We start from the raw sequence: 26,813 nt of genomic DNA on the forward strand, positions 1-26,813 counted from the left end.
TTGCTTGCGAGAGTATGGCAGGGCTGTGACCAGCGGATATGTATTGCAGAAGGCCAGCCGCGACGTCGATGCTGCCTCCCATTGCCGTAACAAACATGTCGGCACTGAGGTTATCGCAGAGGTAGTCATTGAACTTGGGAAACATGCGCTCGATGGACGTTCCCTGGGACAGGAAAAGTCTGAAAGCGGTCTTGCTCATGGACATTACGACGGCGGCCGGCGCCCCGTGTCCGGACACGTCCGCCACGATGAACGAGAGCGTGCCTTCCGGTGTTTTCACGACGTCGTAGTAGTCTCCGCTGGCTCTTCCGGAAGGCTGATAGAAGGCCCATACCTCGCAGCCAGGAAGCTGAGGCAGCACTTCAGGCAAAAGCCTCTTTTGCACAGTGCCTACGCCACGCAGCTCGCTGTCAAGCCGTTCCTCTAGGTTCTTAACACTCTTGTAGTGAATGCAGCTTTGTAGTGCGCTCGCGAGGTGGTTGCAGACCCGCATGATCGCATTCGTCTCGTCCTCTGTATAGATGTCGCTCGACTCGCCGAACACGATCACCGCGCCAAGAAAAGTGTCCTCAACAAGTAGCGGAAAGGCCACCCAAAACGGCGAGATGCCTGCGGAAGCAATCGAATCGTGGTAGATGTCGGCCAACGCCTCCTCAAAACCAGATACCACCCCGCGCCTCTTGCCGGCCTCCTCAGCAAGCGAGGCGAGAAGCAGCCCCACGCTGAAATCTTCCGCAACCTCTTCCATGCTGATGTAGAACGGCTCAAACGCTCCGCTTTCGTCCGCCACAAACATCGCCACGTTGTCAACAGCCAGCACGTCAGGCAGAAGCTTTATCTTCTCCCTTAGTCGCTGCATATCTACTGTATTAATCTGACTGCTGAACGCGGTCATCCGCTCGTATCGCTCAAGTTGAGCGGCGAGAAAAGCGCCCGTCTGGTGCGAATAAAGGTCCGTCGATGCCTCTTTCAGCTTCGAGATCGAGTTCGTCATGAGACCCATGGCGTTCGAAACGTTCCTCTGCATCTCGTTTGACTGGTCTGATACTTGAAACTTGGCCAACGTGCCTTTGAGGACAGCACCAGAAACGGTCTCGCACATCGATTTCGGATCGGCAGGAAGGACGACCGTGCGCCCAATACTGTCTGATTCACTGCCCAAGACCTCCGATTCGGGAACCTTGTCAAGGTCCCAGTTGCTGCTGAGGTGCTTGAGCGTTTTACTATCGATAAGTCTATCTTCCGCGAGTCGGCCGTAAAGCGACACCACGAGCTCGTGATATCCGGACGCATCGAGCGTAAAGGGCGACAGTCCCAGCTCCTCGAAACTCTCGAAAAGCAGGTCGGCAGCTTTCGGTTGACCCAGGACAGAGAAGAGCGGCTTTAAAACTCTCTCCAGGTAGGGTTTGTTAAAATCAGCCAACTTTGACCTTCTCCTGCTGTGCTTGCTTCAAAGACCACTTCCCCGGAATAGGCTTGCCGCAGAACTTGCACCTCGAATTAACTATACCGACGTTATGTATCGCAAATCCCCTTCTTCTTATCAACAGTTTTCCGCACTGCGGGCAGTAGGTGTTTGACGCTGGGTCGCCGGGCACGTTCCCAATATAGGGGAACTTCAGGCCGACATCCTTTGCGAGCTTGTGCAGCCTTTGCAGCGTGCTCTTCGGGGTCGGCGGGAGATTCCGCATCTGATACATCGGGTGAAATCGCGTAAGATGTACCGGCACCGAGTCCCCCAGGTTCTTGATTACCCACTCGAACATCTGCCTGTGCTCGCTGTCCGAATCGTTCAGCGTCGGGAGGACAAGGTTGACGATCTCCAGCCACACTCCCGATGCCTTGATTGTCTTGAGCGTGTCCAGGACGGGCGCAAGCGTCGTGTCGCAGACCTTTCGGTAGTAATCGTCGCTGAAGGACTTCAGGTCGATCTTGATGGCAGATAGGTGCCCAAGAAGGTCCTCGAGCGGTTTCGTCTTTATGTAGCCCGCCGAGACCATCACCGTCCCAATGTTCGCCGCCGGCGAGGCCTTCGCTATGTCCAGCGTGTATTCGTAATAGACGATCGGCTCAGTGTAGGTGAGCGCGATCGTCGGGCAGCCGGCTCCCTTTGCGCTGGACACACACTCCTGGGGTGAAAGCGCGAAGCTCTCGAGCTCCTCAGGCTTCGGTTGTGATATCTGCCAGTTCTGGCAGAACTTGCAGCACATGTTGCACCCAGCGGTGGCGAGGGAAAAAGCAGATGTTCCGGGCAAGTAATGGTAGAAGGGCTTCTTCTCGATTGGGTCAACGTGCGCCGTGCACGGGCGGCCATAGACGACCAGGTAGTAATCGCCGCCATCGTTCTCCCTCACCCTACAGTAACCTCGTCCGCCGTCCGGCACTATGCAGCCTCGTGGGCAGAGGTCACAGTGTACCATCTTCCCCTTAAGCTTCGTGTAATTCAGTGCCTTGTGTTTCGTGAGGTTGCCGGCTGAGGGGCTAGACCCGCGAAAAAGGCCCTTCGACTTCGCCAATGTCGGTGTTACGAAAGCGCAAGCTGCGCACGCAAGCGACGCCTTGAGAAAATCCTTCCGGGAGATACTCACATCCAGACTCCCCGCGAGTACACCTCTATAAGTGTGTGCATGTTCCACAAATTACCCTCCTGATGATGCGGCAGCGGCAGCGGCCTGTCAACAATCGCACGGGGCCCGACAGTTACGCCTCCGATGGGATTCTGTGGGGTGTAGGGCGAGATTGTGTGCAGAGTTTGTCAGCTCGACCGCGTTTCAACACGGCCATATAGATAGCTCTTATTATATTAACACCCGAATTCATTCGGGTGGTCTGAAGACGCCTCGGCGCGCACATCCTCCCTCCGCAAAAACCTCACTCGAAGAGGAAAGAGGATGAGGTTCGACTGGCCCAGATCCCCCATCTGAAGATGGGGGTTACTATAATGGTAGCGTTTCCTAAATCCTCATCTGAGAATCCAAGGGAGGATGTTCAGCTCTCCTAAACCCACAGCTGAAGCAGTGGGTTATAATAATAGCCTCATACATCTATATCGCCGCTTGTGCCCGGCAGGCTTCCCAGTCCCCTCGGTATGGATGATTTTTCTGTTATCAGCTATACTCGCCGGCGATATGGTGCTTAGGAGAATAGCTCTCTCGCGGTTCCGCTCATCGCGCGAGGTTATCAGGTGCTTGGGAAGGGTTGTTTGAGCGAGTTTGGTTAGGCTGGTGAAGACGTTTCACACTCATCGACTTCGGCTGGCCTTGACGGCGTTTTTGGTTATTCTTGCCGTTACATGGCTTCTTGCCTGGCCAATTGAAGCTGCGCAGAGCGCCCGCAAGATGGTTCTGGCAGTTTCGCCCGAAGAGCTCGCGCAGCTTTATGACAGCAGGCCGCCGAGCATCGAGCTGGCCGGCCCTAGCGTCCATTCGTGGCCCGTCGTGATAGTTAGCGAGGAAGGTCTCAAACTGCTCACCGACGCCGGCGTGGCGTTCGTCGTCCTTGACGATGACCTGACGCGCAATCTCAGGTCGCTCGGCTCGGACATGGGCAAGTATCATACATACGAGGAGACAGAAGAGGAGCTCAGGACGCTTGAATCCCAGTATCCAGAGCTGATGGTGGTGCAATCGATTGGGCAGAGCATTCAACAAAGAGAGCTGCTCGCCGCAATTGTGTCGGGCGCGGAGCCTGAGGACAGTCCGTTGGGCACGTGCCTATTGGTCGGGCTTCACCATGGTCGGGAGATCATCTCGACCGAGGTCGTCCTCTACGCGCTCAACTACTTGCTCGAGCAATATGGGACAGACCCCGACGTCACCTACCTGCTGAACCACAGACGCGTCGTTTTCGTTCCAATGCTTAACCCTGACGGGCATGTCCGCGTCGAGAACGGCTCGGACTGGCGGAAGAACATGCGGGACAACCTCGATGGGACGTTCGGAGTGGACCTCAACCGCAATTACAGCTATATGTGGGGGTGTGACGACATCGGGTCGTCGCCTATAACCTCGGACGAGACATATCGCGGCGTCAGCCCGTTTTCTGAGCCAGAAACGCAGGCGATGAGGTCGCTTAGGGAGGCGGGCTACGATGTCTCGCTATCGTTTCACAGCTTGGGGAACGTTCTTTTCTATCCCTGGTCCTATTGCGACGAGCGCTCGCCAGACCACGTGCTTCAGGCGAGGTTTGCCAGCATCATCTCCTCACAGAGCGGCTACACGTATGGGGACACGGCGGTCCACGAGTCTTGTCCAGCCAATGGTGAGTTTGACGACTGGAACTATGCGGGACTGGGCCTCGATAACAAGGTGTTCGGACTGACCTTTGAGGTTGGAGACGCCTTTTATGAAAGCGAGGATAGGATAGATGAGCTATGCCAGGAGAACCTACAAAGCTGCATTCAGGCCATTCGCGCATCCGGCCACTGGATAGACGTCCTGCAATCTGCGATTCTCGAGGAGGAACCTGACGGCATCATCCGCGCTGGCGAGAGCTTTACGCTCGAGCTCTCGCTGCAATCGCTTTCGGTCAAACAGACCGGCCCTGTTGCGGTCTCGTGCCTCAGCAATTCGCCGCTCGTATCGATCGTCTCACCAACTATCTATTTTGAGGGCATGGACCCGCTGGCTCGGCTTTCAAATGGGGAGTGCAGTTTTGATGCGGTCGCTGTCTTGGGAGAGGAGCTGCCCGAGATCGTGCCGCTTACTATCGATCTTGAGGCTCAGGGGTTTCACCGGCAGGTCCAGATCAAGGTGCCGGTCGGCCTCGACATGACCCGGACCGTGACGTCGTGGGATTTCGAGGAGGATGGGGGCTTTGAGGCAAGCGGCGGCTGGGAGCGAGGCGTGCCGCAGGGCCGCGGTGGCGCTGTCAACGGCGGCCCGGGGCCAGACCTGGCCTACTCGGGTCAGAAGGTTTACGGGACAGACCTCTCGGGCGACGTCTCGGGCCCGGATGAGCGGTTCTTCCTGACCTCGCCGGCGTTCTCATGCGAGGGGTTCTCCTGCACGACTCTTTCGTTTAAGAGGTGGATGAACGTGGGTCCGGCGGACCAGTATCGAGTCTCAGTCTCCGTTATGGCTGATGGGGAGTGGCATGGCGTCTGGCAGAGCCTGGACGAGACTTGTGATACGCAGTGGCATTCTGTATCGCTCGATATCTCGAGGTGGGCGGACGATTGCCCCGACGTCCGCGTTCGCTTCTCGCTTCTGGCTAACGACTCGGACGCATACAGCGGCCTGTACTTGGATGATGTGGCTGTAACCGGGTGCCAGGCCTCGGCCGCCAAGATGCAAAGGGCGATACTTCCGCTCGTTTTCTCATCGTCCGACGGGCGCCTGGACACGATAATGGTCGTTCAGAACAGGAGCGACGGCCCCAGGCCGATTCAAGTGGAGTTCACCTCTCAGGATGGCAGGAAACGTCTCTCGTCAGCAATCGTCGAATCGCGAGGGTTTACCGTTTTTTCTGGCGGCGCTGAGGCCGGAGTGGGACTTTGGTCTGCCGTATTCTCTTGTCCTAACCTGAGCGATTTTAACTTCTCCGCGTTTCTGGTTGACCTAAACTCGTTGGGTTTTTGTTCGATTGATCTAATGCCAGAGGAGGCGAAAAGTGTCGATTTGCACTTCTATTACGTTGACGTCGAGGCCGAATCGCTTTTGGTGCTATCGAACAACTCTCCAGTGCAGGACGCGATGAGTATAGACATAGTGGCGACGGGGCCCGATGGCCACAGTGTGGGGTTGCTCGAACAGTCGCTTTCACCGGGCGGGATACAGGTCATCCCTCTGGGTCATTCGTTCGGGCCCGGATTAGCTGTCTTGAGCGTCAAGTCGGACAAGCCCGGAGTTGGAGCGTGCGGCCTCATAACTCTCGGCTCTGGCAGCCGGCTACAAGTGATGAAGTCCTTCTATGGTAACTGATATGGCTGACTTCGAGCTCGTCCTTGAGGACCAAAAGGGCGACATCGTTCGCTACGACGTTCTGAACGGCTCCTTCGTTCTTGGCCGTGGCAGCAACGTCGATATGAGGATACGGCATCCCAGCGTGTCCCGGCAGCACGCGATGATTAACAACGAGGCTGGCACGATCGAGATCAGAGACCTGGGCAGCAGGAACGGGACGTTTGTCAACGGCGAGCCGGTTATGGAGAAGCGGCTGGCGGCCGACGACCTGATCTCGCTCGGTGCACAGCCCGTGAGGTTGCGAGAGAAGCAGGCGCTGAAACGTGATGGAGGGCAAGATGGGGCGAGCTCCCCGCTCTCGGGTATGAGGATGTTCGTGCGCACGCCCCAAGAGCTTATGAGCCAATTCGGGAGCGAAAATCTATTCCCCATTGAGGAGCTTCTGGGCTCTCGGCAAGGGCCGAAGGTCGAGGCGATTAGGCAGCAATATGATTCGATGAGGTCGCTGTTCGCCATCTCGAACACCCTGGCCTCCGAGAGCGACACTTCGATCAAGCTTCAGGCTGTGCTGGAGCGGGTGGTTGAGCACGTCAAGGGCGAGTTTGGGTACATCCTCCTTATAGATGAGAAGACGAAGCGGCTGGCGCCTCTTTACAGTTGCTCGTTGGTTCCGGGGAAGGCCACGATAAGTAAATCTCTTGCCGAGACGGTGGTCAAGGAAGGGGTCTCGGTCCTGACGGATGATGCGATGGCTGACTCGCGTTTCTCGTCATCGGAGAGCGTGAGCAAGCTCCGCATTCATTCTGCGCTCGTGGTCCCGATATGGACGGAGGAGTCGCTGCTTGGCGTCCTTTATGTCTCCCATCACCACAAGGTGGCCTGGTTCGACAAGCGGCACCTCGCTTACGCCAGCGCCGTCGGGAAGCAGATGGGAATGGCTGTCGCGCGGGATGGCAACCTCCGTAAGAACATGGCGCTGGTCAAGTATCTGGGTAGCATAAGAAGGTCGCTTGAACAGAAGCTTCAGGAGCAGTCCTCCGACGTCAAAAGGTGCCTGTCGCGGCAAGAACAAGTGCTTCAGCAGCTCGTGCGCTCCGCGAGCCTCCGCACTCTTGGAAACATCTTTGCCAACCTCGCCTACCAGATCGACAAACCATTGGCCATTCTCATGCCGAGGCTGCGCTTCATCGCCAAATACGTCGAGACGCTGGAGGGAATCTGCGAGCAGCTCAGCACGGCCCTCTCTTCTGCCTCTGAAGGTAACGCGGAGGCTGTTGGCCGGCCTGATTTTCGCCAGCCAGTGCGAAAGATAAGGGAGACCCTCCTGGTCTGCCAGTCAGAGATAGCGGAGATACAGCTCGCGGCGAAGTTCCTTCGCTCTTTCTCCTCATCAGAGCTGCCGTCTAAAGTCAATCTCAACGAGGTGGTTGGCTCTCTCATTGTATTGCTGGACGCCGAGTTTGAGAAGAGCTCAATTGTGGTGGAGAAGGAGCTGGCCGAGCCTCCGGTGGAGCTGCTATGCGACGAGCTTGGACTTGTCCAGACCCTGTTCGGCACAGTTCTTAACAGTATAGAATCGCTCAAGCAGAAACCGCCGCGGGCTGATGTTCAGAAGCGTATCAAGATCGCCGTGAGAAAGGACAGGGATGATATTATCATTACTGTTTCGGACAACGGAATCGGCATTGCCGAGGAGCATAAGCTAAAGGCATTTGACCCGTTCTTCACGACGAGGGAAGAGACAGGAGGCATCGGACTCGGGCTGACCAAGGCGAGGAACTTCGTGCTGAAGCACAATGGGCACATCAGCTTCAACCCCGGTGAGGGTCCCGAGACTACGCTGCGCATCACCTTGTCGATCAACTCACCTCGACATCGAACTGAGACCAATACACTTAGCATGCCGGAGGCAATCGGAAGGGATGAGTGAGGATAGCAATGGGGCCGCACCGAGCAAGATACCGGTCGCGGTAGCCAGCTTGCTGAAAGAGCTTGAACAGGCGATCGAGCGGCAGATGAGATACCGTAACCCGATCCCGACCGTTGACATCATCATTGAGATAGAGCCGGGGAGCGTGGTCCTGATTGAACGCAAGAACCCGCCCCACGGATGGGCGATTCCCGGCGGGTACGTGGACTACGGAGAAAGTCTAGAGCACTGTGCCGTGCGTGAGGCGAAGGAGGAGACCTCGCTTGACGTCACGTTGGTCAGGCAGTTTCACACGTACTCGGACCCATCAAGGGACAAGAGGCATCACTCTATATCGACGGTCTTCGTTGCGACTGCGAAGGGCACCCTAAAAGGTGCGGACGATGCCATTCAGGCAGCTGTATTCACAAAAAGGAATCTTCCAGCGAACATCGCGTTCGACCACAGACGAATACTCGAAGATTATTTCAGCGGCCGATACTGACGCGCCTCGGCCGCTATCAGCCGCGTTTTTGCTCTCCTCCTGTTGGCCTAAATTGCGTTCCAAAACAATAGTAATCCCCGAAAGGGGATACCGTGGGTAGAGCCGTGCGTGCAACGCAACGGGGAGGTTAGAAAGGGGGATTGTGGCGCCATTCGCACCGTCAGGCTACGCCTGCGGCTACCCATGGTCTGCCCTTCGGGCACGAGCTTCTGCCCTCCATCCGCGAGGCAGCCCTAACGTTCCCCGCTCCAATCTGATTATTGGGGGCATAGACCGCCAATGATAAGTACGCCCCACTTGTGTATTATGCGGCCTGAGCCGGGGCGATCGCATCGCAAGATGTGGGCACATCGCAGCTAAGTCGCAAGTTGATCGAAGCGGGTGCAGGATATAGAGTTTGGCTTCTGGCAGTTGTGGCCGGGTTCATCTCGCGCCGTTTGCAGCAGTGAGGCGTTGTTCAGAAGAGGCGTTGTAGGGTGTGACGAAGGTTTTACTCGTTAATTATCTGCAGAATCGGGGGCTGAACCCATATCACCCAAAGACTGTGACGAAGGTAACAGGGGCTTTCCCGCCGTTGGGTCTCTTGTATTTGGCGGGGGTTCTGCGGAAAAGGGGTCTGGCCGAGGTCGAGGTGTACGACGCGAATGTCGGTCAGGATGATAACGAGACATTCATGAGGCGCGTCGCCTCGTCGGGGGCAGATATTCTGGGATTCACTTCTTCGACGTTCGAGTGGTTGACAACGTTGCGAGCGATCAACATGGGGCGCGAGGCTCTGCCGGACTCTCTGATTGTTGTGGGGGGGCCGGCGGTCGGGGCATATCCTAGAGAGTGTCTGAAGACGAGGGCGATTGACGTTGGCGTAATTGGAGAGGGGGAGGAGACCTTTGCTGAAATAGTCTCGCTCTACAATGAGGGTGCGCCGCTGGACAGGATTCTGGGGACGGCAACGCGGCGAGAGGATCGGGTCGTCGTAGCGCCTCCCAGGCCTTTCATTCAGGACCTTGACAGCATCCCGTTTCCGGCCAGAGACCTGATTGACAACGGGGCCTACAACGCCATATTCATTCGCAAGCCGTTTGCGACGATGATCACTAGCCGTGGTTGTCCTTTTCACTGTTCTTTTTGCTCGCGCTTCTATTTTGGCAGGAAGGTTCGCGCCAGAGGCGCGCCTAATATCGTTAGAGAGTTCGAGGAGTGTGAGGACCGATACGGGATCAAGGATTTCATGATTTATGACGACACATTCGGCGTGAAGAGAGATGTGGCGCAGGAGCTTTGCGACCTGATCATCGAGCGGGGTCGCAAGTTCCGGTGGAGCGTGAGGACGAGGGTTGACTGCGTTGATGAGAGGCTTCTTGAGAGACTTCGAAAGGCTGGCTGCTATAAGTTGCACATGGGCGTTGAGTCTGGGAGCAATGAGATTTTGAAACGGATGAAGAAAGGGATCACGGTCGAGCAGGTGAGAAAGGTCTTCAAACTGGCCAACAAGATGGGTTTTGAGACGGTCGGCTACTTCATGTTTGGCTACCCCGGCGATACGCTCGAGACCATTCAGAAGACGAGGGACCTGTCCCTTGAGTTAGGCCTTTCTTGGGCAGATTTCTCGATAACTACACCTGCCCCTCGGACAGAACTTAATGACGAGTTCGAGCGGTCCGGTTACATAGATGGCGACTTTTGGAGACGCTACACACTTGGCGAGCCGGTTGACAGACTCCCGTACTTCACGAGCCCGGAGTTCGACGAGAAGGCACTCGAGGCGATTCTTCGCGATTCGTTCGCCAGGTTCTATCTAAGGCCATCGGTCATTTTGAGAAAGGCGCTCTCGCCTCAGTTCTGGTTCGAGGCCAAGAAGTCGATTGACGGTGCGCTCGCTCTCCTTAAGATGTGGCGGAAGTAGCTGTTTGGCGTTCTCGTTTTGCGGACCATCAGGCAGATTGCGATGGAAACTCTGGGACTAGATTCTGTGACTGAGCCGGATTCAGCGAGCATGAGCGGTATTCTCGACGCTGTCCTGGGCACCGTGGAGAAGCCGGGCCGTTACTGCGGCGGCGAGCGCAACGCCATCAGAAAGGACCTATCCAAGGTCCTCTTGAAAGTTGTGCTCGCATTTCCCGATATCTACGAGATCGGGATGTCGCACGTGGGGCTGAAGATTCTCTATAACATCTTGAACCTTCGGGATAGGACGGCCGCGGAGCGAGTCTTCATGCCTTGGAGGGATTTCGCGAGGGCTCTTCGCCGACTGAAGCTGCCGCTTTACAGCCTCGAGAGCAAACTGCCGCTCTCGGAGTTCGACGTCATCGGTTTCTCGCTTCAACACGAGCTGTCCTACACCGGTGTGCTTGAGATGCTTGACCTGGGCGGCGTTCCGATTCGCGCTTCCGAACGGGGCGAGAGTGCACCTCTGGTGATAGGCGGCGGGCCGTGCGCGTTCAATCCGGAGCCATTGTGGGAGTTCTTTGATCTCTTCGTGGTTGGCGATGGTGAACAAGTAATCAGCGAGCTCGCTGAGCTCTGGGAGAACCACAAGCGCGAGGGCTGGATAAGGGCAGAAGCCATTTCGCGGGCAAAGGATATTTCGGGGGTTTACGTTCCGGGCGACTACGAGTTTGAGTATTCGTGCGGCTACGTCTCGAAGGTGATGCACGCCGGTAAGGTCTATGAGGACCCTTTCGCTGCGCCGAAAGTGGAGCGAGCGTTTGTCGAGGACCTCGAGAGCTCGCCTTATCCCGAAAAACCGGTCGTTCCCAACATCGCGGTCGTTCACGATCGGGCGCCGATCGAGATAATGCGAGGTTGCCTGCGCGGGTGCAGGTTCTGCCAGGCGGGATACATCTGCCGCCCAGTGAGGGAGCGGAGTCTTGGCAAGGTTACCAGTTTGGCCGAGTCGATAATCGCCAATACGGGCTTCGAGGAGCTGTCGTTTCTCTCGCTCTCGTCTGGAGACTACTCTGGCATAGAACGACTCATCAGGCGCAGTGCGCTGGGATTTGCGGAGAGCAAGGTTTCGGTCTCGCTTCCGTCGCTGAGGGTTGAGACGATGACGCAGGCCATAGTGGATGGCATCAGGAGCATCAAAAAGACTGGCTTCACTGTTGCTCCGGAGGCAGCGACCGAGAGGCTGCGGAGAGTGATCAACAAACCGATGAGCAACGAGATAGTGCTCGATGCGGTCAGACGTGCGTTTGCCGCGGGATGGAAGCGTGTAAAGCTCTATTTTATGATCGGCCTTCCGAGCGAGACCGACGAGGACCTAGAGGCGATCGTGGGGCTCGCGAGGCGGCTCGGTTCCATGGCGAGGGGCAGCGGCGGCTGCAAGGTGGTAATGAGCATCGCAACGTTCATACCAAAGCCGCACACAGCATTTCAGTGGGCCGCACAGGCGCCTCGTGCGGAGGTGGTTGCGAAGCTCTCGCGCCTGCGTCGCTCGATAAGCGGCCGGCATGTGGAACTGAAGTGGCACAACGCCGAAATGAGCGTCATTGAAGGCGTCCTATGCCGTGGGGACAGGAGGCTTTCCGCAGCGGTGGAACGAGCCTGGAGGAGCGGCTGCGTTCTGGACAACTGGAGCGAGGAGTTCAGTTTCGACAAATGGATGGCGGCGCTTGAGGACACCGGACTGGCATATCAGGACTACATCGCAGCGCGCGAGCCGGGCAGGTTTCTCCCGTGGGAGCACATATCCTGCGGCGTGTCGAGGCGATTCTTGCTTGGAGAGAAAGACGCTGCCGAGAAAGAGAAGCTGACGCCGGACTGCCTTGCTTCGGGCGAGTGTCAGTTGTGTGGTGCTTGTTCGGACCCCTCGTCCTATCTCAAGAAAACGCAGGCGATCCGGAGAGCTGCGGAGGAATCGAAAGGCGTTTCGATCACAGGCAGCGCGAGCTCGCGTGAGGCTTTTGGGAGAGCGTCCGCGAGGCAGATCGTCTTTCCACTGAGGTGCAAGTACGAGCGGATTGGGCCGTCTAAGTTCATCTCTCACCTTGAGGTATTGACCGCGTTGGGTCGGGCAGCACGCCAGTCGGGACTGCCGGTCGAGTTCAGCAAGGGCTTCAATCCTCAACCTCGCATCTCGGCCGGTCTCCCGCTGCCAACTGGCCATGCTTCCCTCGCCGAATACGTGGATATCAGGGTTACAAGGCCGGTCGCGCCCGACCGGCTCATCTCACTGCTGAACGATCATCTGATGGAGGGGATACGTTTTGTCGCTGCTCGGCACCTGTTCAGGAAGTCGCTCTCGCTGTGTGCTCTCGTCTCGGAGATCGATTACTCTGTGATGGTGAGTCTGGGGCGGCTGGCAGAGGCTGGGCACGCATTGGGCCTCAAGCATTTGGGCGAAGCGGGTTTCCATGAGGAGCGAATCGAGCTGCTGCTCTCCCAGAAGTCGATTATGGTCTCAAGAGTAACGCCGAAGAGGACGGTTGAGCTTGATCTCCGCCAGTTCATTGGCGCATTAAGCATGACCGGCGTTGAGAGGGGCAAACTCTTTCTGAGAATGACGCTGAAAGTGGACCGGGATGGCCGGACGGCGCGTCCGGCGATGGTTCTCTCTGCGCTTTACGGGTTGACTGAGGACATCCTATACTTTGCGGACATGACTCGCATGGAGCAGTATTGTTTCAGCAAAGGGGCGAGGCGGCCGTTGCTTGATGCGGTCGGACGGCCGGAGTCTGAGGGGCAGCGATTAAGGCGAGCGAGAGCAGGGCCTTGGGATGGTGCTTGATAACAGTCTCATCTTGCCTAATTTTGAATCTAACGTGACAGCCGAAGAGGTTTCAAAAGCTGCCTCTCAGTCGATCGTTATCATCCCCACCTATAACGAGAGGGAGAACCTTGAGCTTGTTGTCTCGCGACTTTTCCGGCTCTATCCGACGATAAGTGTGCTGATTGTGGATGATAACTCGCCGGACGGGACTGGGCAGCTTGCCGACGAGCTTTCACTATCCTACGCTGGGCTTCGGGTCATCCATCGGGAGAGAAAGATGGGTCTGGGCACCGCCTACATTACCGGCTTCAGATACGCGATCAAGGAGGGTTATTCGTTCATCATTCAGATGGACGCCGACCTGTCGCACGCGCCGGAGTATTTAACCGTGTTCTTCGACAGGGTCCGCAACTGCGATTTCATACTCAGCTCTCGCTATATCGAGGGTATAAACGTCATCCATTGGGACCTTTGGCGAGTTCTGCTGAGCCTGAGCGCGAGCATATACTGTCGCGTGATCGGTGGCCTGAAAGTTACAGACGCGACTGGCGGGTTCAAGTGTTGGCGCCGCGAGGTGCTTCAGGCTATTAACCTTGATGCGGTGCAATCTACTGGCTACGCATTCCAGATAGAGATGACGCATAGGGCGCTCAGGGCTGGTTTCAAGGCGTGTGAGGTGCCGATAGTGTTTTTCGGCCGCTACCATGGGACAACGAAGATGTCCAAGCGAATCGTTTGGGAGGCGATATGGATGGTCTGGCGGCTAAGACTTGGCCTTTACAGGCGATGATCCCATTCAGCCGTCGTAGCTGTATGGCGAAGTCGGCTGGCGAAGTCGGCCACGCCTGAGCATAGCGGAGCCTGTCATGCCGAGGGACAGCTCACACAGCGAACTGGGGCCAAACAGTTGGGAATGCATCTCGTGCGGAGCAATGAACTCCGCCAGCGATCGGTCCTGCCACACTTGCGGCGCGCCTGCGATAGTCCCCTTGGAGCCGATTCTCACGCTTGACGCGGACGAGCTACTTGCCCGCTTCGGCCAGTCAGGAGAACGGCTTATGGGCAAGCGCTACCGGCTGACCCGCGCGATCGGCGGCGGCTCGACAGGCTCGGTCTTCAAGGCGATTGACACCAACCTTGACCGCGTCGTTGCCATCAAGGTCCTCTCGACGACGTCGGCGGACGGGATGGATGTGAGCACCCGCTTCCTGCGTCTGCGGACAGAGGGTCAGGTGCTTGGCCGGCTGAGGCACCCGGGCCTCGTAACTGTGTTTGACATGGGCAATGAGGGAGGCGTGCTGTACATCGTGATGGAGTTCGTAAAGGGCCGGCCGCTCAAGTCATTTCTGATTCAGCAGCGCTCAGTCCCGACCGAGGACGCGGTGTCGATAATGATACAGGTATCCGACGCTCTGCATCACGCCCACAGACATGGGGTTGTCCACAGGGACCTTAAGCCGTCGAACATAATGCTGCTCGAGGACGATAGGGTGAAGATAACAGACTTCGGGCTAGCTAAAGTCGCTTTCGGAGGAAAGGTCGCCGAGGCAGGACTAGCAATCGGCACACCATATTACATGTCCCCAGAACAGCTCAGGGCCCAGGACGTTGACCATCGCAGCGACATCTTCTCGGCCGGCATCGTGCTATACGAGATGGTCACAGGCCAAAAGCCTTTTGAGGGCGACGACCTCAGCGAGATCGTTCGTGCGATTCTCTCGGGCCAGTTCGTCAGGCCCAGGCAGCTGAATAGCACTTTGCCGCCCGAGATCGAGGCCGCTATTGAAAAGGCGCTCGCCAATGACCGGGGCATGAGGTACTTCTCGATAGCGGAGTTCGGAGATGACCTGAGAGCGTGGCAGAGCAGGCAGAGTTTCAGCCTGACTGAGGAGGTGGAGCTGTCGTTTAAGGAGCCTTCCGCCCGGCGCAAAGGACCCTACGGGCGGCCCAAAAGGAGGCTGGGCGAGGCTGCATTCATCCTGGCTGTTGTTGCTCTATTTGTCTCGGCCACACTTGCTCTCATCCACGTCAATTCAGATGAGCACGCCCTCACGAAGACGGCAGAGTCGATGCTTGAGGATTATGCGATGCAGCGCTTCGATCGTGTCTATCAGCGGCTGTCGGACGATTTCAAGGGCAGGTACAGTCTAAAGGACTTCATGGACTTGCCTTACTTGGGATTTTTGAAAGCTAGTTCCCCCGGCGCAATGCTCTGTTCAGTTGACAAGATCATCTTCCTCAAGAGAGGAATGGTGGGAAATGTGATCGTCTCGGTCCGGTACTCCGACGCTATCACCGCTCAGCGTTACACGATGCGGTGGGTGAAGGAGGGGGGCGAATGGCAATGCCGCAACCCCGAGTATGAGGATTACGCAAAGATGTTCCCCAGATCCGGAGATTGACCAAGATGCCTGCACCTAGCGCAAGAGAAAAGGAGGACGGCGTGCTCATTCGCGTGCGCGCACAGCCTGGGGCATCGCGCAACGAAATCGCGCGCGGCCCGGATGGGATACTGAAGGTCAGGGTAACCGCGGCAGCTGTCGAGGGTGCGGCCAATAAAGCACTCATCAAGCTGTTGTCCAAGAGTTTGGGCGTTCCCAAGTCCGGGATACGCATCCACTCGGGCGAGACCTCGCGTAACAAGGTAATTTTTGTAGCGGGCATTTCGGCGGCTGACGTGGAATCAAGAGTCCGAAGCCAAGAGTCGTAGGGCTGAGGGTTTGCGGACAGATATGCGATTGTGGCAGATGGAACCCGTTGTGGAGAACTCAGAGGGTTGAGAGAGAGATGGAAGACCTCGTCGCGGCTGTCCCGGAGGCGAACCCGCAGTGCTTCCCTTCCGGCCAGGCGACCTAAGCAGACAGACAGTATGAAAAGCAACAGAGCAGGCAAGGACTACATCCGAAAGGCGATTGTTGCAGTCGGCAGCGGCATTTTACTGGCCCTGGCCTTTCCCAAGTTCGAGCTTTTTTACCTTGTCTTCGTGGCCCTCGTTCCGCTGTTTCTCGTCCTTAGAGGCGAGCGGGGCCTGCGGGCGTTCGGCCTCGGTTTCATCACTGGTTTCCTTTATTACCTCATCTCTTTGTTTTGGATAAGCAACGCGATGCGCAACTACAGCAACCTGGGCTTCGTGCCGAGCGTGCTCGTTGTGCTCCTTTTGGTGTGCTTTCTCGCGGCGCTAGTTGGGGTCTTCGCCAATATGGTCTCATTGTGCCGCCTGGGCGGCACCAGCATCATCCTCGTCCCAATGTTCTGGGTCGCAATGGAGCTAGTGAAGGCGAAGGTGATCAGCGGGTTCCCGTGGAACGATCTTTACTGGGCGCTTTACCGGCAGACGAGGCTGATTCAGATAGCTGATATCTTGGGTGGGGACGGCATCTCGTTCGGCATAGTGCTCGTCAACTGGCTGGCCTTTCTCTTGCTGGCGAAGCTCCTGAGAGGTCCCGTCAAGCTCGGCTACTTCCGGCTGGTTGCAGGGCTCTGCCTCGTCTTCGCGGTTGCTTGGGCCTACGGCGGCATAAGGCTCGCCTTTCTCCGGCCCGCGACAAGGACGATCAAGATGGCCATCATTCAGCCGAACATCCCGCAAGCGATGAAGCTCAGCGGGCATTTCAGGGGGCAGATTCTCAAGGTCTATGAACAGCAGGCCGCGGAGCCTCAGCTTAAGGGGATCAAGGTCGCAGTGCTGCCCGAGGCGGCCATGGGTGACACCTACAACACCAGCCCGACCTCTCAGGCTTGGGTCGAGAGAACATTCAGCGAGAGGGGATGCACAGCGCTGTTCGGCTCGCTGGCTCGTGATGATGGCCGCTACATGAACTCCGCCTTCGTGGTGGAGCCGAGCGGCCGAACATCAAGATACGACAAAGTCCACCTCGTCCCGTTCGGCGAATACGTGCCCTATCCCTCGCTCTTGAGCTTCGTCGAGGCGCTCGCTGGCTATGAGGGCTCGCTGACAGAGGGGCATGCTTTGCACGTTCTCCCACTTCGGGACATCAAAGTTGGGGTCCCGATCTGCTACGAGATAATCTTCCCCGAGGTCTCGCGGGAGTTTGCAAACGCCGGCGCTGATCTGATCTGCACCCTCTCAAACGACGCTTGGTTCGGCCGAACCTCCGGACCCTATCAGCATTTCGCAGCGGCGGTCTTCAGGGCGATTGAGAACCGCGTCCCAGTCCTAAGGTGTGCTAACTCCGGCATCTCCGGCCTAGTCGATGCCACCGGCACAATCAGGCTGAGGACGCCGATTTTTGTCCGGCGGTCCGACGTGGTTGATGTGCCAATCGGCAAACAAAGCAGCGTGTTCAGAAAGATTGGGAAGCTGTTCGCCTACCTGTGTTTCGCCGGGTCCATCGCGGTCGGGATCAGGAGCAGCTACGGCGTTAAGCTCGCTTCAAGACGGTATCTCGGGCCTCGTGTTTTCGATCCTGAGGTTTGAAAAGGTCTTTAATCGGAGTCGCTGGGGAAACTGAGGCGATCGAGTGCTTGAAGATCATCTGCTGCTCGTCTCCGCCATCGAGAACGATCGTGAATTTGTCAAAGCCCTCAATACGGCCGAGAATCTGCTCCCCGTTGACCAACACGATAGTTACGGGGATGTTCCGTATCCTTGCTATGTTCAGAAAAGTGTCCTGAATGTTCATTGGAGGATTCGCCATCCCAAACGGGCCCTCTCAGTTCTCAAATCTATAACCGTAAACTGCCGGTGAAGCGCACATTATGCCACAATAGGTTAGCTTGAGACTGGTTGCAAGAGTTTTTTGCACCGCTGGGCCACGTTGGTGACGTTCAACTCACCATCTTGGGCGCTTAGGAACTCGAACCCCCAGTCCTGCTTGAGCCATGACATCTGCTTCTTGGCATAGCGCCATGTCTGCGTTTTGGTGGCCTCAACGGCCTGACTGAGCGTCAATTTGCCGTGAATGAGGTCTGCCACGTGGCGATAGCCGAGGCTTGAGAACGAGCTGAGAGACCGGTCGTATCCAGCGTCGAGCAAGCTCCGGACTTCCTCGACAAGGCCCAGGGCAAACATCTCATCTACCCTTTTCCTGATGTTCAAACCCAACACTTCTCTTGGCATCGTTAGTGCGAAAATGACGCCCGCGAAGAGATTCCTCTTGAAAGATGGCTGCTCGCGCTTCAGCTCCGACACCGTCCGCCCCGTCGCCTCATAGACCTCAAGTGCCCTGATGAGCCGCACGTGGTCATTTGGGTGAATAGCGCCCGCCGCCTCAGGGTCGATATCTAATAGCATCTTGTGAAGCTTCTCGCCCCCAAAGCGCTCCGACTCGGCACGCAATCTCGCCCGGATCTCGTCCGAGCGTCCCGGCGCCTCGAAGAACCCGAACAGCAGGGCCTTCAGGTAGAGAAACGTTCCGCCGACAACAAGCGGGAACTTGTCCTTGTTGACGATTCTCCCAATCGCAAGTTCTGCTTGCTGGGCGAAATCAGCGGCGCTGAAACTCTCGTCAGGATCGAGGATATCGACGAGGTGGTGTGGCGCAATTCGCCGCTGGGTCAGCGTCGGCTTGCCGGTCCCGATGTCCATTCTCCGGTATATCTGCCTCGAATCGGCGCTTATGATCTCCACCGGCACTTGCTTGGCCACCTCGACGGCGAGGCGCGTTTTGCCTACGGCCGTGGGGCCAGTTATCACGACAATCGGTGTCTTCAAAGCTGCCCCCGAGCTCACCGTGTTACGTCCCATGGGTCTGCGAACGGACCGCGACAGATGCGGTGAGCGTCCGGGTGGAGGCCGAGGTCTGCCCGGTCCGACCAAGTCCCCTATCAGAGAGTGCGCTTTTCATCCGGTCGCTCGCTACCAGCCCTCTTGCTGTAGGCGGCTTTAGATTGAAGAATCCGCACACGTCTTATTCTCCGTTCGTCCGAATCGATAACAATGAACCGCCTTTTGCCCTCGGTGATCTCCGTGTCAGGCGGAGGAATCGCTCCAAACCGCTCGATCAGGAAACCCGCCAGTGTCTCATATCTGCCGGAGGGGAGTGAGATGTCGAGCATAGATTTCATCTCACTTATCCCGATGAAGGCATCGACGTCAATGTATCCCTCATCAGCATGGCGATCGATTCTCGGAGAACGATCGAGCTCGTCGCGAATCTCGCCGAATATCTCCTCAATCAGGTCCTCAAGTGTGACGGTCCCTACACAAGCACCGAATTCATTTACCGCTGCTGCCATTGGCACATGGAGATTCTGCATCTCTTTTAGCACCCCCGGACACGTCTGAGCCTCGGCGACATAGAGCAGCTGGCTCATGCACTCGCGGACTGTTGCGTCGCGGTGCGCTCGGTGTAGAGATGAGATGTGAACGAAACCTACGGGGTTGTTGATCTGCCCTGAATGGACCAACAGCCTCGAAAGGCCCCTCTGAAGCGCGATCTTCATGGCTCGAGACGCGCCGGTGTCCGGCGAGACAGAGAACACCTGGCTAATGTCAACCATGACATCTCCAACCCTTTTGTTCGAGAACTGTATAACCCGGGCAATTGCCGTTGGGCCGAGTCGCCGGAGCGACTGCAACGCATCTTGTGCTGGGCTGGCGAGCTGGTCTCGGCTGATAAGTGCCGCGTCCCAAAGTCCGCTCTCAGATATTTGCCCGCCCAACATGCGTCGCAGGATGATGCTCAAGACCCAAACCGGGGGGCCAAGAATGGTCTGGGCGACCTTGAGCGGCCCGGCGAACTTAAGCGCCAAGTGGTTGGCCCTTTGTTGAAAAAACACCTTTGGAAGAAGCTCCCCGAAAAAGAAGACCAGAGGCCCAAGCACGGCAGTTACGGCGGCTGGCGCGGCCAGACCAAAATGCTGGGACACCAAGACCGTTACCAGGACCGAATTGCCCACGACACACAGATTCGTGCCCAGAAGCGTCGTCGCAACAAGCCTGTCCGGAGCAGCGAGAATGTCTCGAAGTTGACGAGCGGCCCGACTTCTGCTCTTTACGAGCTGCCGCGTAGAGACCTTATCACAAGATATAACCGCAGCCTCGACGCCCGAGAAGAACGCCTCAAGAGCGATTAGACAGACTACTATAAGTATCAGGAGCGCAACTGTCATGTCATTCAGCCTCCCCTCGGTCGCTGGGCGGCGACAACTTCCTGACGAGCAGAGAGAGCACTCTGGATTTCTCAGTCCTGAGCACCACAAACTCCAGCTGCCCCTCCCGCAATCGCTCCCCCCGGACCGGTATCCGCCCCAGCTTGGTCACGATGAACCCTCCGACGGTATCGTAGTCTCCTTCTGGCAGCTCGAATCCTACCTTCTGGGCAAACAGGTCTGTCCGCGCGCTCGAAAGCACCCTAAATGCGTTCGGCCCTACCCTGGTGACCTGTTCCACCTCCTCGTCTTTCTCGTCAACGATCTCGCCGACTATCTCCTCCAGAATATCCTCGAGGCTCACTATCCCCTCTGTACCACCGTATTCATCAATCACTACCGCAAGGTGTGCCCGCTTCATCACAAGCAGCGCAAGCAGGCTATTTGCTTTCTTCGTCTCCGGCACTAGCAGCGCTTCTCTTGCAAACTCTTTGATCTCTGAGCTGCCACCTCCAGAATTGGCGGCCTTGATCAGGTCCTTTGCCAAGACTATTCCGTCTATTTTGTCGATCGAGTCAGAGAAGACCGGTATTCTTGCGAAGTAACGGTCGCGAAGTGCGTTTGTGGCCTCAGCGGCAGAGGTTTGCTCCGACATCGCAAACACCTCTGTCCGAGGCGTCATGAGCTCCTTCGCCGTTAGACGTCGCAGGGCGAGTATGCGCTGCATCATTTGAGCCTCGTCGTGCTTGTAGATGCCCTTGACAAGGCCATCCTCGATAAGACTCTCGAATTCCTCGTCGGAGAACCCCCTTTCCTCGTTTTCGCGAGCGCCCTCGTTTGAGCCAAGCAGAACGCCTGTTATGCTGTGAACTAGCTTTCGCACTGGTTTAAGAACTCTATAAAGGAATCTCAGAGGATGAACTGCTGCGACCGCGAAGTCGTCAGGATACCGAAGAGCGAGCGATTTGGGCATCAGTTCCCCAAATAAGACCAGCAACGTAAAGGCAATGCAGAACGCGACGGGCGCACCCACTGGCTTGCCGAGTAGTGGGACCACAATCGTGGCTGTTACGGATGCGAGCGCGACGTTCACGAACTCGTTGCCGATTAGAAGTGTCGTGATCAGGCCCGGCGCGTCCGCCAGCAGAGATTCTATCGCCTTTTGTGCCCTCGCCTGGCTTTTGTGGTGACGGCCTACTCGCCGCCGGGAGAGATACAGCATGGCCGCCTCGCTGCCTGAGAAGAAGAACGAGAGTAGGAGAAGGAATACGACCGTTACTATTTGTGCGGACACGGCCTCATTCCGGGGGTGTTGCCCATTATTAAGTCTCTAGCCTGAGTCGCTTGCGGCGCGATTCTCTCAGCCTTCGATAGCGCCCGATGAACCAGACGAGTATGAAGTATCCGGCGAGTGATGCGATTGTTGCGGTTATGAAGTTGCCGGCGAAGTAGGCATGAGCGATCGGACTACTAAACATCTCCTTGAGAGAGAAGTGCCTGAAGAAGTGCCTCAACGTTGAGGCGTTGACGTTGAGGTCGTAGCCCAGAATGACGGAACCTACGTAGGTCCCGAACATGTAAAATGGCATGAAGCTGAACGGGTTGGAGATGAGCGTGCCGACGAGCGCAGCGATCTTGTTGAGCCTGAAAATAAAAGCACAAAAGAGCGCCATCCCGGTCTGGAGACCGAAGAAAGGCGGCGTAATTGGGGACATCCCCCAGAATATGCCTATGGCGAACGCTGCCGCCGTTCGCTGCGGGCTGTCGTGAAGATGCAAGAGCCTAAGAAACGTCACCTTGACTCTTCGCCACGAGACCCTTTGCACGCTCAGCGCCCTTCCTCTTTCTTCCTAAAATGGTCAAACCCTGTGAAGCCGCCGGACTGCCTGCCGTTCTTATCCAGAAAGACAAGCCCTGCCGAACTCGGAGTGATGCGGCCAATCTTCGTGATTCTGCACAGGTCATTTGTCCGAAACAAACGATGCAGCCTCAGCTCGTCAGCCTGACGCACTGTGAAAAGCAGCTCATAATCCTCCCCGCCAGATATCGCCAGCTCCAACATATCACTCTCTTTAATCGCTGCACTCCCCGGTACCCTATCGAACACCGGGATGCTGTCAATCTCGATCTCTGCCCCGACCTCGCTCTCACAGCAGACCTCTCTCAAGTCTGAACCTATACCATCGCTTATATCGATCATCGAGGTACATATCCTCGCAGCTGCCAGTGTCAACGACTCCTGTGCTCTGATCGGAGGCGCAAAGAACCTCGATAAGAGTGCAATCTGGGCTGCGTCATCTCCCTGCGGCTCGGCCATGTCATCTCTCAGAAACGATTCAACCTTGATCAATGCTCCCTTATCCATCCGGCCTCCGAAAAGGCACTCGGCAGCGAGCGCAGCACCACCCAAGCAGCCCGTAACGTAGATCGCGTCGCCGACCTCTGCCCCCGCCCGCGTGATCGCAGCGCCCGGGGCCACAAGGCCGGTCACAGTCATATCGATAAAGACCTTGTCTGACCTCGTGATGTTCCCCCCGACTATCGAGGCGCCGAGACGGCCGGCCCCTTTGAGCATCCCCTCGAACAGGTCCTCGACGAACAAAGGATCAATCCGACTCGAAAGCCCCAGACTCACGAGGCACGCCTGAGGCCTCGCACCCATTGCGAATATATCGCTGATGCTCGACAGCAGCGATTTTGAGCCCAAGAGAAACCCCGTGGCCCACTCGAGCCTGAAATGCACGTCCTCAACGACAGCGTCCGTCGATATCACGAGCGCCTCGCCGGGTGTTGGGGCGATGATGGCTGCATCGTCGCCTGGCCCTACAATGATCCCCTCGGAGGGAGCACTTTTCGCAAGTCTCCTTTTTATGAGCGAGATCAGCTCCTTCTCGCTGAAGCGCATTCCTCACCTACCGCAACTGACCGAGTCTGATTGTTCAGGCCAATGGTTGTAGTCAGGGGGCCGGCCGCACGTAACGAGAAGACCGGCATGAGGCTCTCTCTGCCCGTGGCAAAGCTCCAATTCCGACGCCGAGAGGTACAGCGCGGTCCAGCTGCTCACGTCGCATGCACACCCAGATAGCCAAGTTGAGAACAACCCGCCTGCTCAACCTTCGTTGGGTTTAGCGTCTTCCGGGGATTTGGGCGACGCAACCAAGGGGAGGTGGAGCTCCTCGCGGAGGGCATTCTCGATCTCAAGCGCGATGGCCTTGTTTTCCTTGAGGAATTTACGAGTGTTCTCTCTGCCTTGTCCGATCCGTTGGTCCTTGAAGGAAAACCAAGTTCCGCCCTTCTGGATTACCCCGTGGTCAAGTCCCATGTCGATGAGTGTTCCCTCCTTGGAGATGCCCTCGCCAAATATGATGTCGAACTCCACCTGCTTGAAAGGAGGCGCAAGCTTATTCTTGGCGACCTTGATGCGAGTTCTGTTGCCGATAATCTCTCCGGCTCCGGCCTTCAGCGACGCAATTCTTCGTATGTCAAGCCTCACGGAGGCGTAGAATTTGAGTGCCTTGCCGCCGGTGGTCGTCTCGGGATTCCCGAACATGACACCAATCTTCTGCCTGACTTGATTGACGAAGATAACGCATGTCTTGGTCTTGCTTATCGCCCCGGTGAGTTTCCTCAGCGCTTGGGACATCAGCCGAGCCTGAAGCCCCATCTGTGGCTCGCCCATCTCGCCCTCTATCTCGGCCCGGGGCACCAACGCCGCGACCGAATCAACGACGATAATGTCAACAGCAGTCGAGCGGACAAGCGTATCGACAATCTCAAGCGCCTGCTCCCCAGTATCAGGCTGGGAAACATAAAGCGAATCCATGTTGACACCCAGCGCCTCTGCATAGGTCGGGTCGAGCGCATGCTCAACATCGACAAATGTCGCCACGCCCGAACGCTTCTGCGCCTCGGCCACAATGGAAAGCGCAAGCGTGGTCTTGCCCGACGCATCCGGCCCGTATATCTCGACCACGCGCCCACGAGGCACGCCACCGATTCCCAGTGCAAGGTCGAGCGCCAGTGACCCGGTCGGTATGACCTCTATGTCCATGAGAGCACCCCTCTCACCCATGCGCATGATCGCCCCCTTGCCGTAGGATTTCTCTATCTGCGTTATCGCGTTTCGGAGTTTCTGTTCTCTATCATCGTGCTTGATCGCCATTGTATTCCCTTTCTGTTCAGATAAGTCCAACCTCGCTGTTGTCGCCTAGCACAAATCGCAGCGCCTTGGGCTTGGCATTACTCCTGCCTATCCTAACGTTCCGCCCGATCAGGCTGTCCTCGACCCTGAACCCAATGTTCTCAAGCAAGCAGTTGGCAAGGACAACGCTGTGCTCGATCTCAGAGCCGATTATCTTTGTGTCATGATGGATCGACGTGAAAGAGCCAATATAGGAGTCTATTATCTGGGTATTCCTGCCTATAATCGCAGGCCCACGAACTACACTGTTGCGCACCTCACATCCCGTCGTGAGCACCACCTTCCCGACGAGCTGCGAGTTCGCATCAACATAGCCATCAAGCTTCGGCTCCAGCGAATCAAGCACCAGCCTATTCGCCTCCAGCAGGTCCTCCACATTGCCGGTGTCCTTCCACCACCCCGTAATCGTGTGCGGAGCCACAGTGTAGCCCTTGTCTATGAGGTATTGGATAGCGTCTGTGATCTCCAGCTCGTTGCGGGGCGACGGCTTGATGTTCCTGGCCGCCTCGAAGATGTTCTTGTCAAACAAATATACACCAACCAGAGCAAGGTCGCTCTTGGGGCTCTTGGGCTTCTCCACAAGCCTAACTATTCTGCCGTCCTCGAGCTCCGCCACGCCAAACTGCGACGGGTTCTTCACGTGCTCCAAGAGAATCTGAGCGTTCGGGGCGTCCCTCTTGAACTGCTCCACGAAGCTCGCAACCCCCTCTACGATGAGATTATCCCCCAAGTACATTATGAACCTGTCCTGACCGAGAAACTCCTCCGCCGTTAAGACCGCATGCGCCAACCCAAGTGGCGCCGACTGCTCAATGAACGTGAAACTCGCACCAAACCTCGAGCCATCACCGCAGGCTGCCATTATCTCGTCCTTTGTATCGCCTACGATGATCCCAATATCGGTGATGCCCGCCGCGATGATCGCCTCGATCCCATAGAAGAGGATCGGCTTGTTAGCCACAGGGATCAGCTGCTTGGCGTTTGTGTATGTTATGGGCCGAAGCCTGGTGCCCGTCCCGCCGCTAAGTATCAGGCCCTTCATCCGCTCTTTTTTCCCAGTTGCGCTGGCCGACGCCAATGGCGCCACAATATAATCTCGCGATTATCCTAAGATATTCGCTTGTGAAAAGCCACGCAAGCTTTGACCCCCAAAAATCAGATTGACCGTGTGGGCGACCGACCTTCCTCGAGCCCGACGCCCCCTCAATGTGATTGCTGGGGCTTCAGCCCCACGTTGACACGCGGAGCCACGAACGATAGCCTTGAGCTAAGAATCGAACCTGAACAGGGATTAAAGCAAAGAGTTCGAGGCCTCAAATGAGATGCTCAAACTGCGGGACTGAGCTGCTGGACAGGGCGAAGTTCTGCCTCGAGTGCGGCGCGAAGCAGGGGCCGGCCAGACAGGCGATCCTCCCGGAGCAAGAGATAGCCGAGATTCAGAAGCGCTCGCAGACAAATGAATACGCCTCAAAACTGAGCGAGATCGCCGAGAAAGGCATCGCCATCGAGCGGCGTGACGTTGCGGTCCTGTTCGTGGATGTTTCGGGCTTCACGCCTATGTTCGCCGCGCTTGGGTCGGAGGAGGTGCGCGAGGTCATGCGCGACGTCTATTCCGTCATGTCCGGGGCGATCACGCGTTGCGGCGGCTACGTTGACAAGTTCATCGGCGACGAGGTGATGGCCATCTTCGGGGCGCCTCTTGCGCTTGAGCGTCCCTGCGAGCGGGCGATAACGGCCGTTGATGAGGTAGAGATCGGACTTGCGGCGGTAAACTACCACTTCAAGGACATCTTGCAGTTGCCACTATCAGTCCACGCTGGCATCGCGTTCGGCCAGGTTGAGGCTGGCAAGCTCGGCGAATCTCAAAAGCTCGAATACACCATTCTGGGCGAGACCGTTAATCTGGCGAAGCGCCTCACAGATGCGGCTTTTGCCAAGACCGTTCTTGTCTCGTCAAAGGCCAAGTCGCTTGCAGAGGAGGCGTTCGAGTTTGAGAGCCTCGGTGTGCAGCAGATGCCGGGCATAGCAAAGCCGTTGGATGTCTTCAGGCTCATCGGCCCAAAACCAGTCACCGGCGAGCGCATAGGCTTTTCTGAGCTCGGCGCGTCCATGTTCGGTCGAGACGACGAGTTTGATACGCTGAAGGCGGCCTTCGCGAAGCTTCAAGAGTGCTACCCCGAGCCCAAGCCATGCAAGCCGGGCGAGGCCAAGTTCCGCGATTCCTCGCACATCTTCGGCATCACGAGCGAGGCGGGGCTCGGCAAATCAAGGCTGAAGCGCGAGCTCAAGTATTACATCCGCGAGAACTTTGGCCGGGGTGGGGCGAGGTTTTTGGCTGGGGGCAGCTGGGGCATCGGCAAGACGCCTCTTTACTGGCCGATCAAGCAGCAGATCGCGTCCGCACTTGGCTTCGATCTAACTGCCAGCACGCAGGTCATCGAGGAGGGTCTGTCAAGGCTCGAGAATGATGCGGCGTTCGATGCCGAGCATGTGCCCTACATCTATCACCTCTTTGGCCTGAAGTTCCACGGCGA

At 57.0% G+C, this 26,813-nt stretch carries 20 protein-coding genes; 10 read left to right on the plus strand and 10 right to left on the minus strand.

What is annotated here, in order from left to right; translation table 11 throughout:
- Window positions 1–1,423: SpoIIE family protein phosphatase (locus VM163_00995; GenBank protein ID HUT02454.1), on the minus strand; the 1,423-nt coding region annotated here is incomplete at its 3' end.
- Window positions 1,416–2,636 carry an AmmeMemoRadiSam system radical SAM enzyme gene (gene amrS / locus VM163_01000; protein ID HUT02455.1) on the minus strand — a complete coding sequence of 407 codons (1,221 nt, stop codon included), beginning with the start codon at window positions 2,634–2,636 and terminating at the stop codon, window positions 1,416–1,418. The genes VM163_00995 and amrS, both read right to left, overlap by 8 nt.
- 576 nt (window positions 2,637–3,212) lie before the next feature.
- On the opposite strand from amrS, the gene VM163_01005 reads away from it, so the two are divergent.
- From VM163_01005 to lnt, 9 genes are all read left to right on the plus strand, one after another.
- Entirely contained in the window at window positions 3,213–5,921 is a 2,709-nt protein-coding gene (locus tag VM163_01005) for a M14 family metallopeptidase (protein HUT02456.1), read from the plus strand.
- Complete coding sequence (locus VM163_01010; GenBank protein ID HUT02457.1) at window positions 5,911–7,833, plus strand: FHA domain-containing protein; 1,923 nt, start codon at window positions 5,911–5,913, stop codon at window positions 7,831–7,833. The genes VM163_01005 and VM163_01010 overlap by 11 nt, the downstream gene beginning before the upstream one ends.
- Before the next feature lie 85 nt (window positions 7,834–7,918).
- Entirely contained in the window at window positions 7,919–8,317 is a 399-nt protein-coding gene (locus VM163_01015; protein HUT02458.1) for an NUDIX hydrolase, read from the plus strand.
- Window positions 8,318–8,795: 478 nt separating this feature from the next.
- Window positions 8,796–10,220 (plus strand): radical SAM protein, encoded by a 1,425-nt coding sequence (locus VM163_01020; GenBank protein HUT02459.1) that lies wholly within the window; start codon window positions 8,796–8,798, stop codon window positions 10,218–10,220.
- A 42-nt stretch (window positions 10,221–10,262) separates the two neighbouring features.
- Entirely contained in the window at window positions 10,263–13,043 is a 2,781-nt protein-coding gene (locus VM163_01025) for a TIGR03960 family B12-binding radical SAM protein (protein HUT02460.1), read from the plus strand.
- The gene (locus VM163_01030) at window positions 13,033–13,815 is read left to right on the plus strand and encodes a polyprenol monophosphomannose synthase (protein HUT02461.1); all 783 of its coding nucleotides are present in this window, start codon (window positions 13,033–13,035) and stop codon (window positions 13,813–13,815) included. The genes VM163_01025 and VM163_01030 overlap by 11 nt, the downstream gene beginning before the upstream one ends.
- Window positions 13,816–13,957: 142 nt before the next feature.
- Window positions 13,958–15,427 carry a serine/threonine-protein kinase gene (locus VM163_01035; protein ID HUT02462.1) on the plus strand — a complete coding sequence of 490 codons (1,470 nt, stop codon included), beginning with the start codon at window positions 13,958–13,960 and terminating at the stop codon, window positions 15,425–15,427.
- 5 nt (window positions 15,428–15,432) lie between these two features.
- The gene (locus tag VM163_01040; GenBank protein HUT02463.1) at window positions 15,433–15,735 is read left to right on the plus strand and encodes a DUF167 domain-containing protein; all 303 of its coding nucleotides are present in this window, start codon (window positions 15,433–15,435) and stop codon (window positions 15,733–15,735) included.
- Between the two features lie 159 nt (window positions 15,736–15,894).
- Entirely contained in the window at window positions 15,895–17,463 is a 1,569-nt protein-coding gene (gene lnt / locus VM163_01045) for an apolipoprotein N-acyltransferase (GenBank protein ID HUT02464.1), read from the plus strand.
- Here lnt and hfq read toward each other — a convergent pair.
- The 8 genes from hfq to VM163_01085 form a co-directional block, all read right to left on the minus strand.
- Window positions 17,408–17,668: an RNA chaperone Hfq gene (hfq, locus tag VM163_01050; GenBank protein ID HUT02465.1), complete on the minus strand. Its 261-nt coding sequence runs from the start codon at window positions 17,666–17,668 to the stop codon at window positions 17,408–17,410. The genes lnt and hfq overlap by 56 nt on opposite strands.
- Before the next feature lie 89 nt (window positions 17,669–17,757).
- On the minus strand, window positions 17,758–18,699 hold the full coding sequence (gene miaA / locus VM163_01055) for a tRNA (adenosine(37)-N6)-dimethylallyltransferase MiaA (GenBank protein HUT02466.1): 942 nt from the start codon (window positions 18,697–18,699) through the stop codon (window positions 17,758–17,760).
- A gap of 113 nt (window positions 18,700–18,812) precedes the next feature.
- Window positions 18,813–20,099 carry a hemolysin family protein gene (locus tag VM163_01060; protein HUT02467.1) on the minus strand — a complete coding sequence of 429 codons (1,287 nt, stop codon included), beginning with the start codon at window positions 20,097–20,099 and terminating at the stop codon, window positions 18,813–18,815.
- A 1-nt stretch (window position 20,100) separates the two neighbouring features.
- On the minus strand, window positions 20,101–21,372 hold the full coding sequence (locus tag VM163_01065; GenBank protein HUT02468.1) for a hemolysin family protein: 1,272 nt from the start codon (window positions 21,370–21,372) through the stop codon (window positions 20,101–20,103).
- Window positions 21,373–21,400: 28 nt separating this feature from the next.
- Entirely contained in the window at window positions 21,401–21,874 is a 474-nt protein-coding gene (locus VM163_01070) for a DUF2062 domain-containing protein (protein ID HUT02469.1), read from the minus strand.
- A gap of 32 nt (window positions 21,875–21,906) precedes the next feature.
- Window positions 21,907–22,983: a thiamine-phosphate kinase gene (thiL, locus tag VM163_01075; protein ID HUT02470.1), complete on the minus strand. Its 1,077-nt coding sequence runs from the start codon at window positions 22,981–22,983 to the stop codon at window positions 21,907–21,909.
- A 204-nt stretch (window positions 22,984–23,187) separates the two neighbouring features.
- A complete protein-coding gene (recA, locus tag VM163_01080) occupies window positions 23,188–24,240 on the minus strand; it encodes a recombinase RecA (GenBank protein ID HUT02471.1) in 1,053 nt (350 codons plus the stop codon).
- Window positions 24,241–24,256: 16 nt separating this feature from the next.
- Window positions 24,257–25,321 (minus strand): glucose-1-phosphate thymidylyltransferase, encoded by a 1,065-nt coding sequence (locus tag VM163_01085; GenBank protein ID HUT02472.1) that lies wholly within the window; start codon window positions 25,319–25,321, stop codon window positions 24,257–24,259.
- 275 nt (window positions 25,322–25,596) lie between these two features.
- Between VM163_01085 and VM163_01090 the strand changes: the two genes are divergently transcribed.
- On the plus strand, window positions 25,597–26,813 hold a 1,217-nt coding region (locus VM163_01090; protein ID HUT02473.1), incomplete at its 3' end, for an adenylate/guanylate cyclase domain-containing protein.

The organism is bacterium (assembly GCA_035527515.1).
Lineage (GTDB): Bacteria > B130-G9 > B130-G9 > B130-G9 > B130-G9 > B130-G9.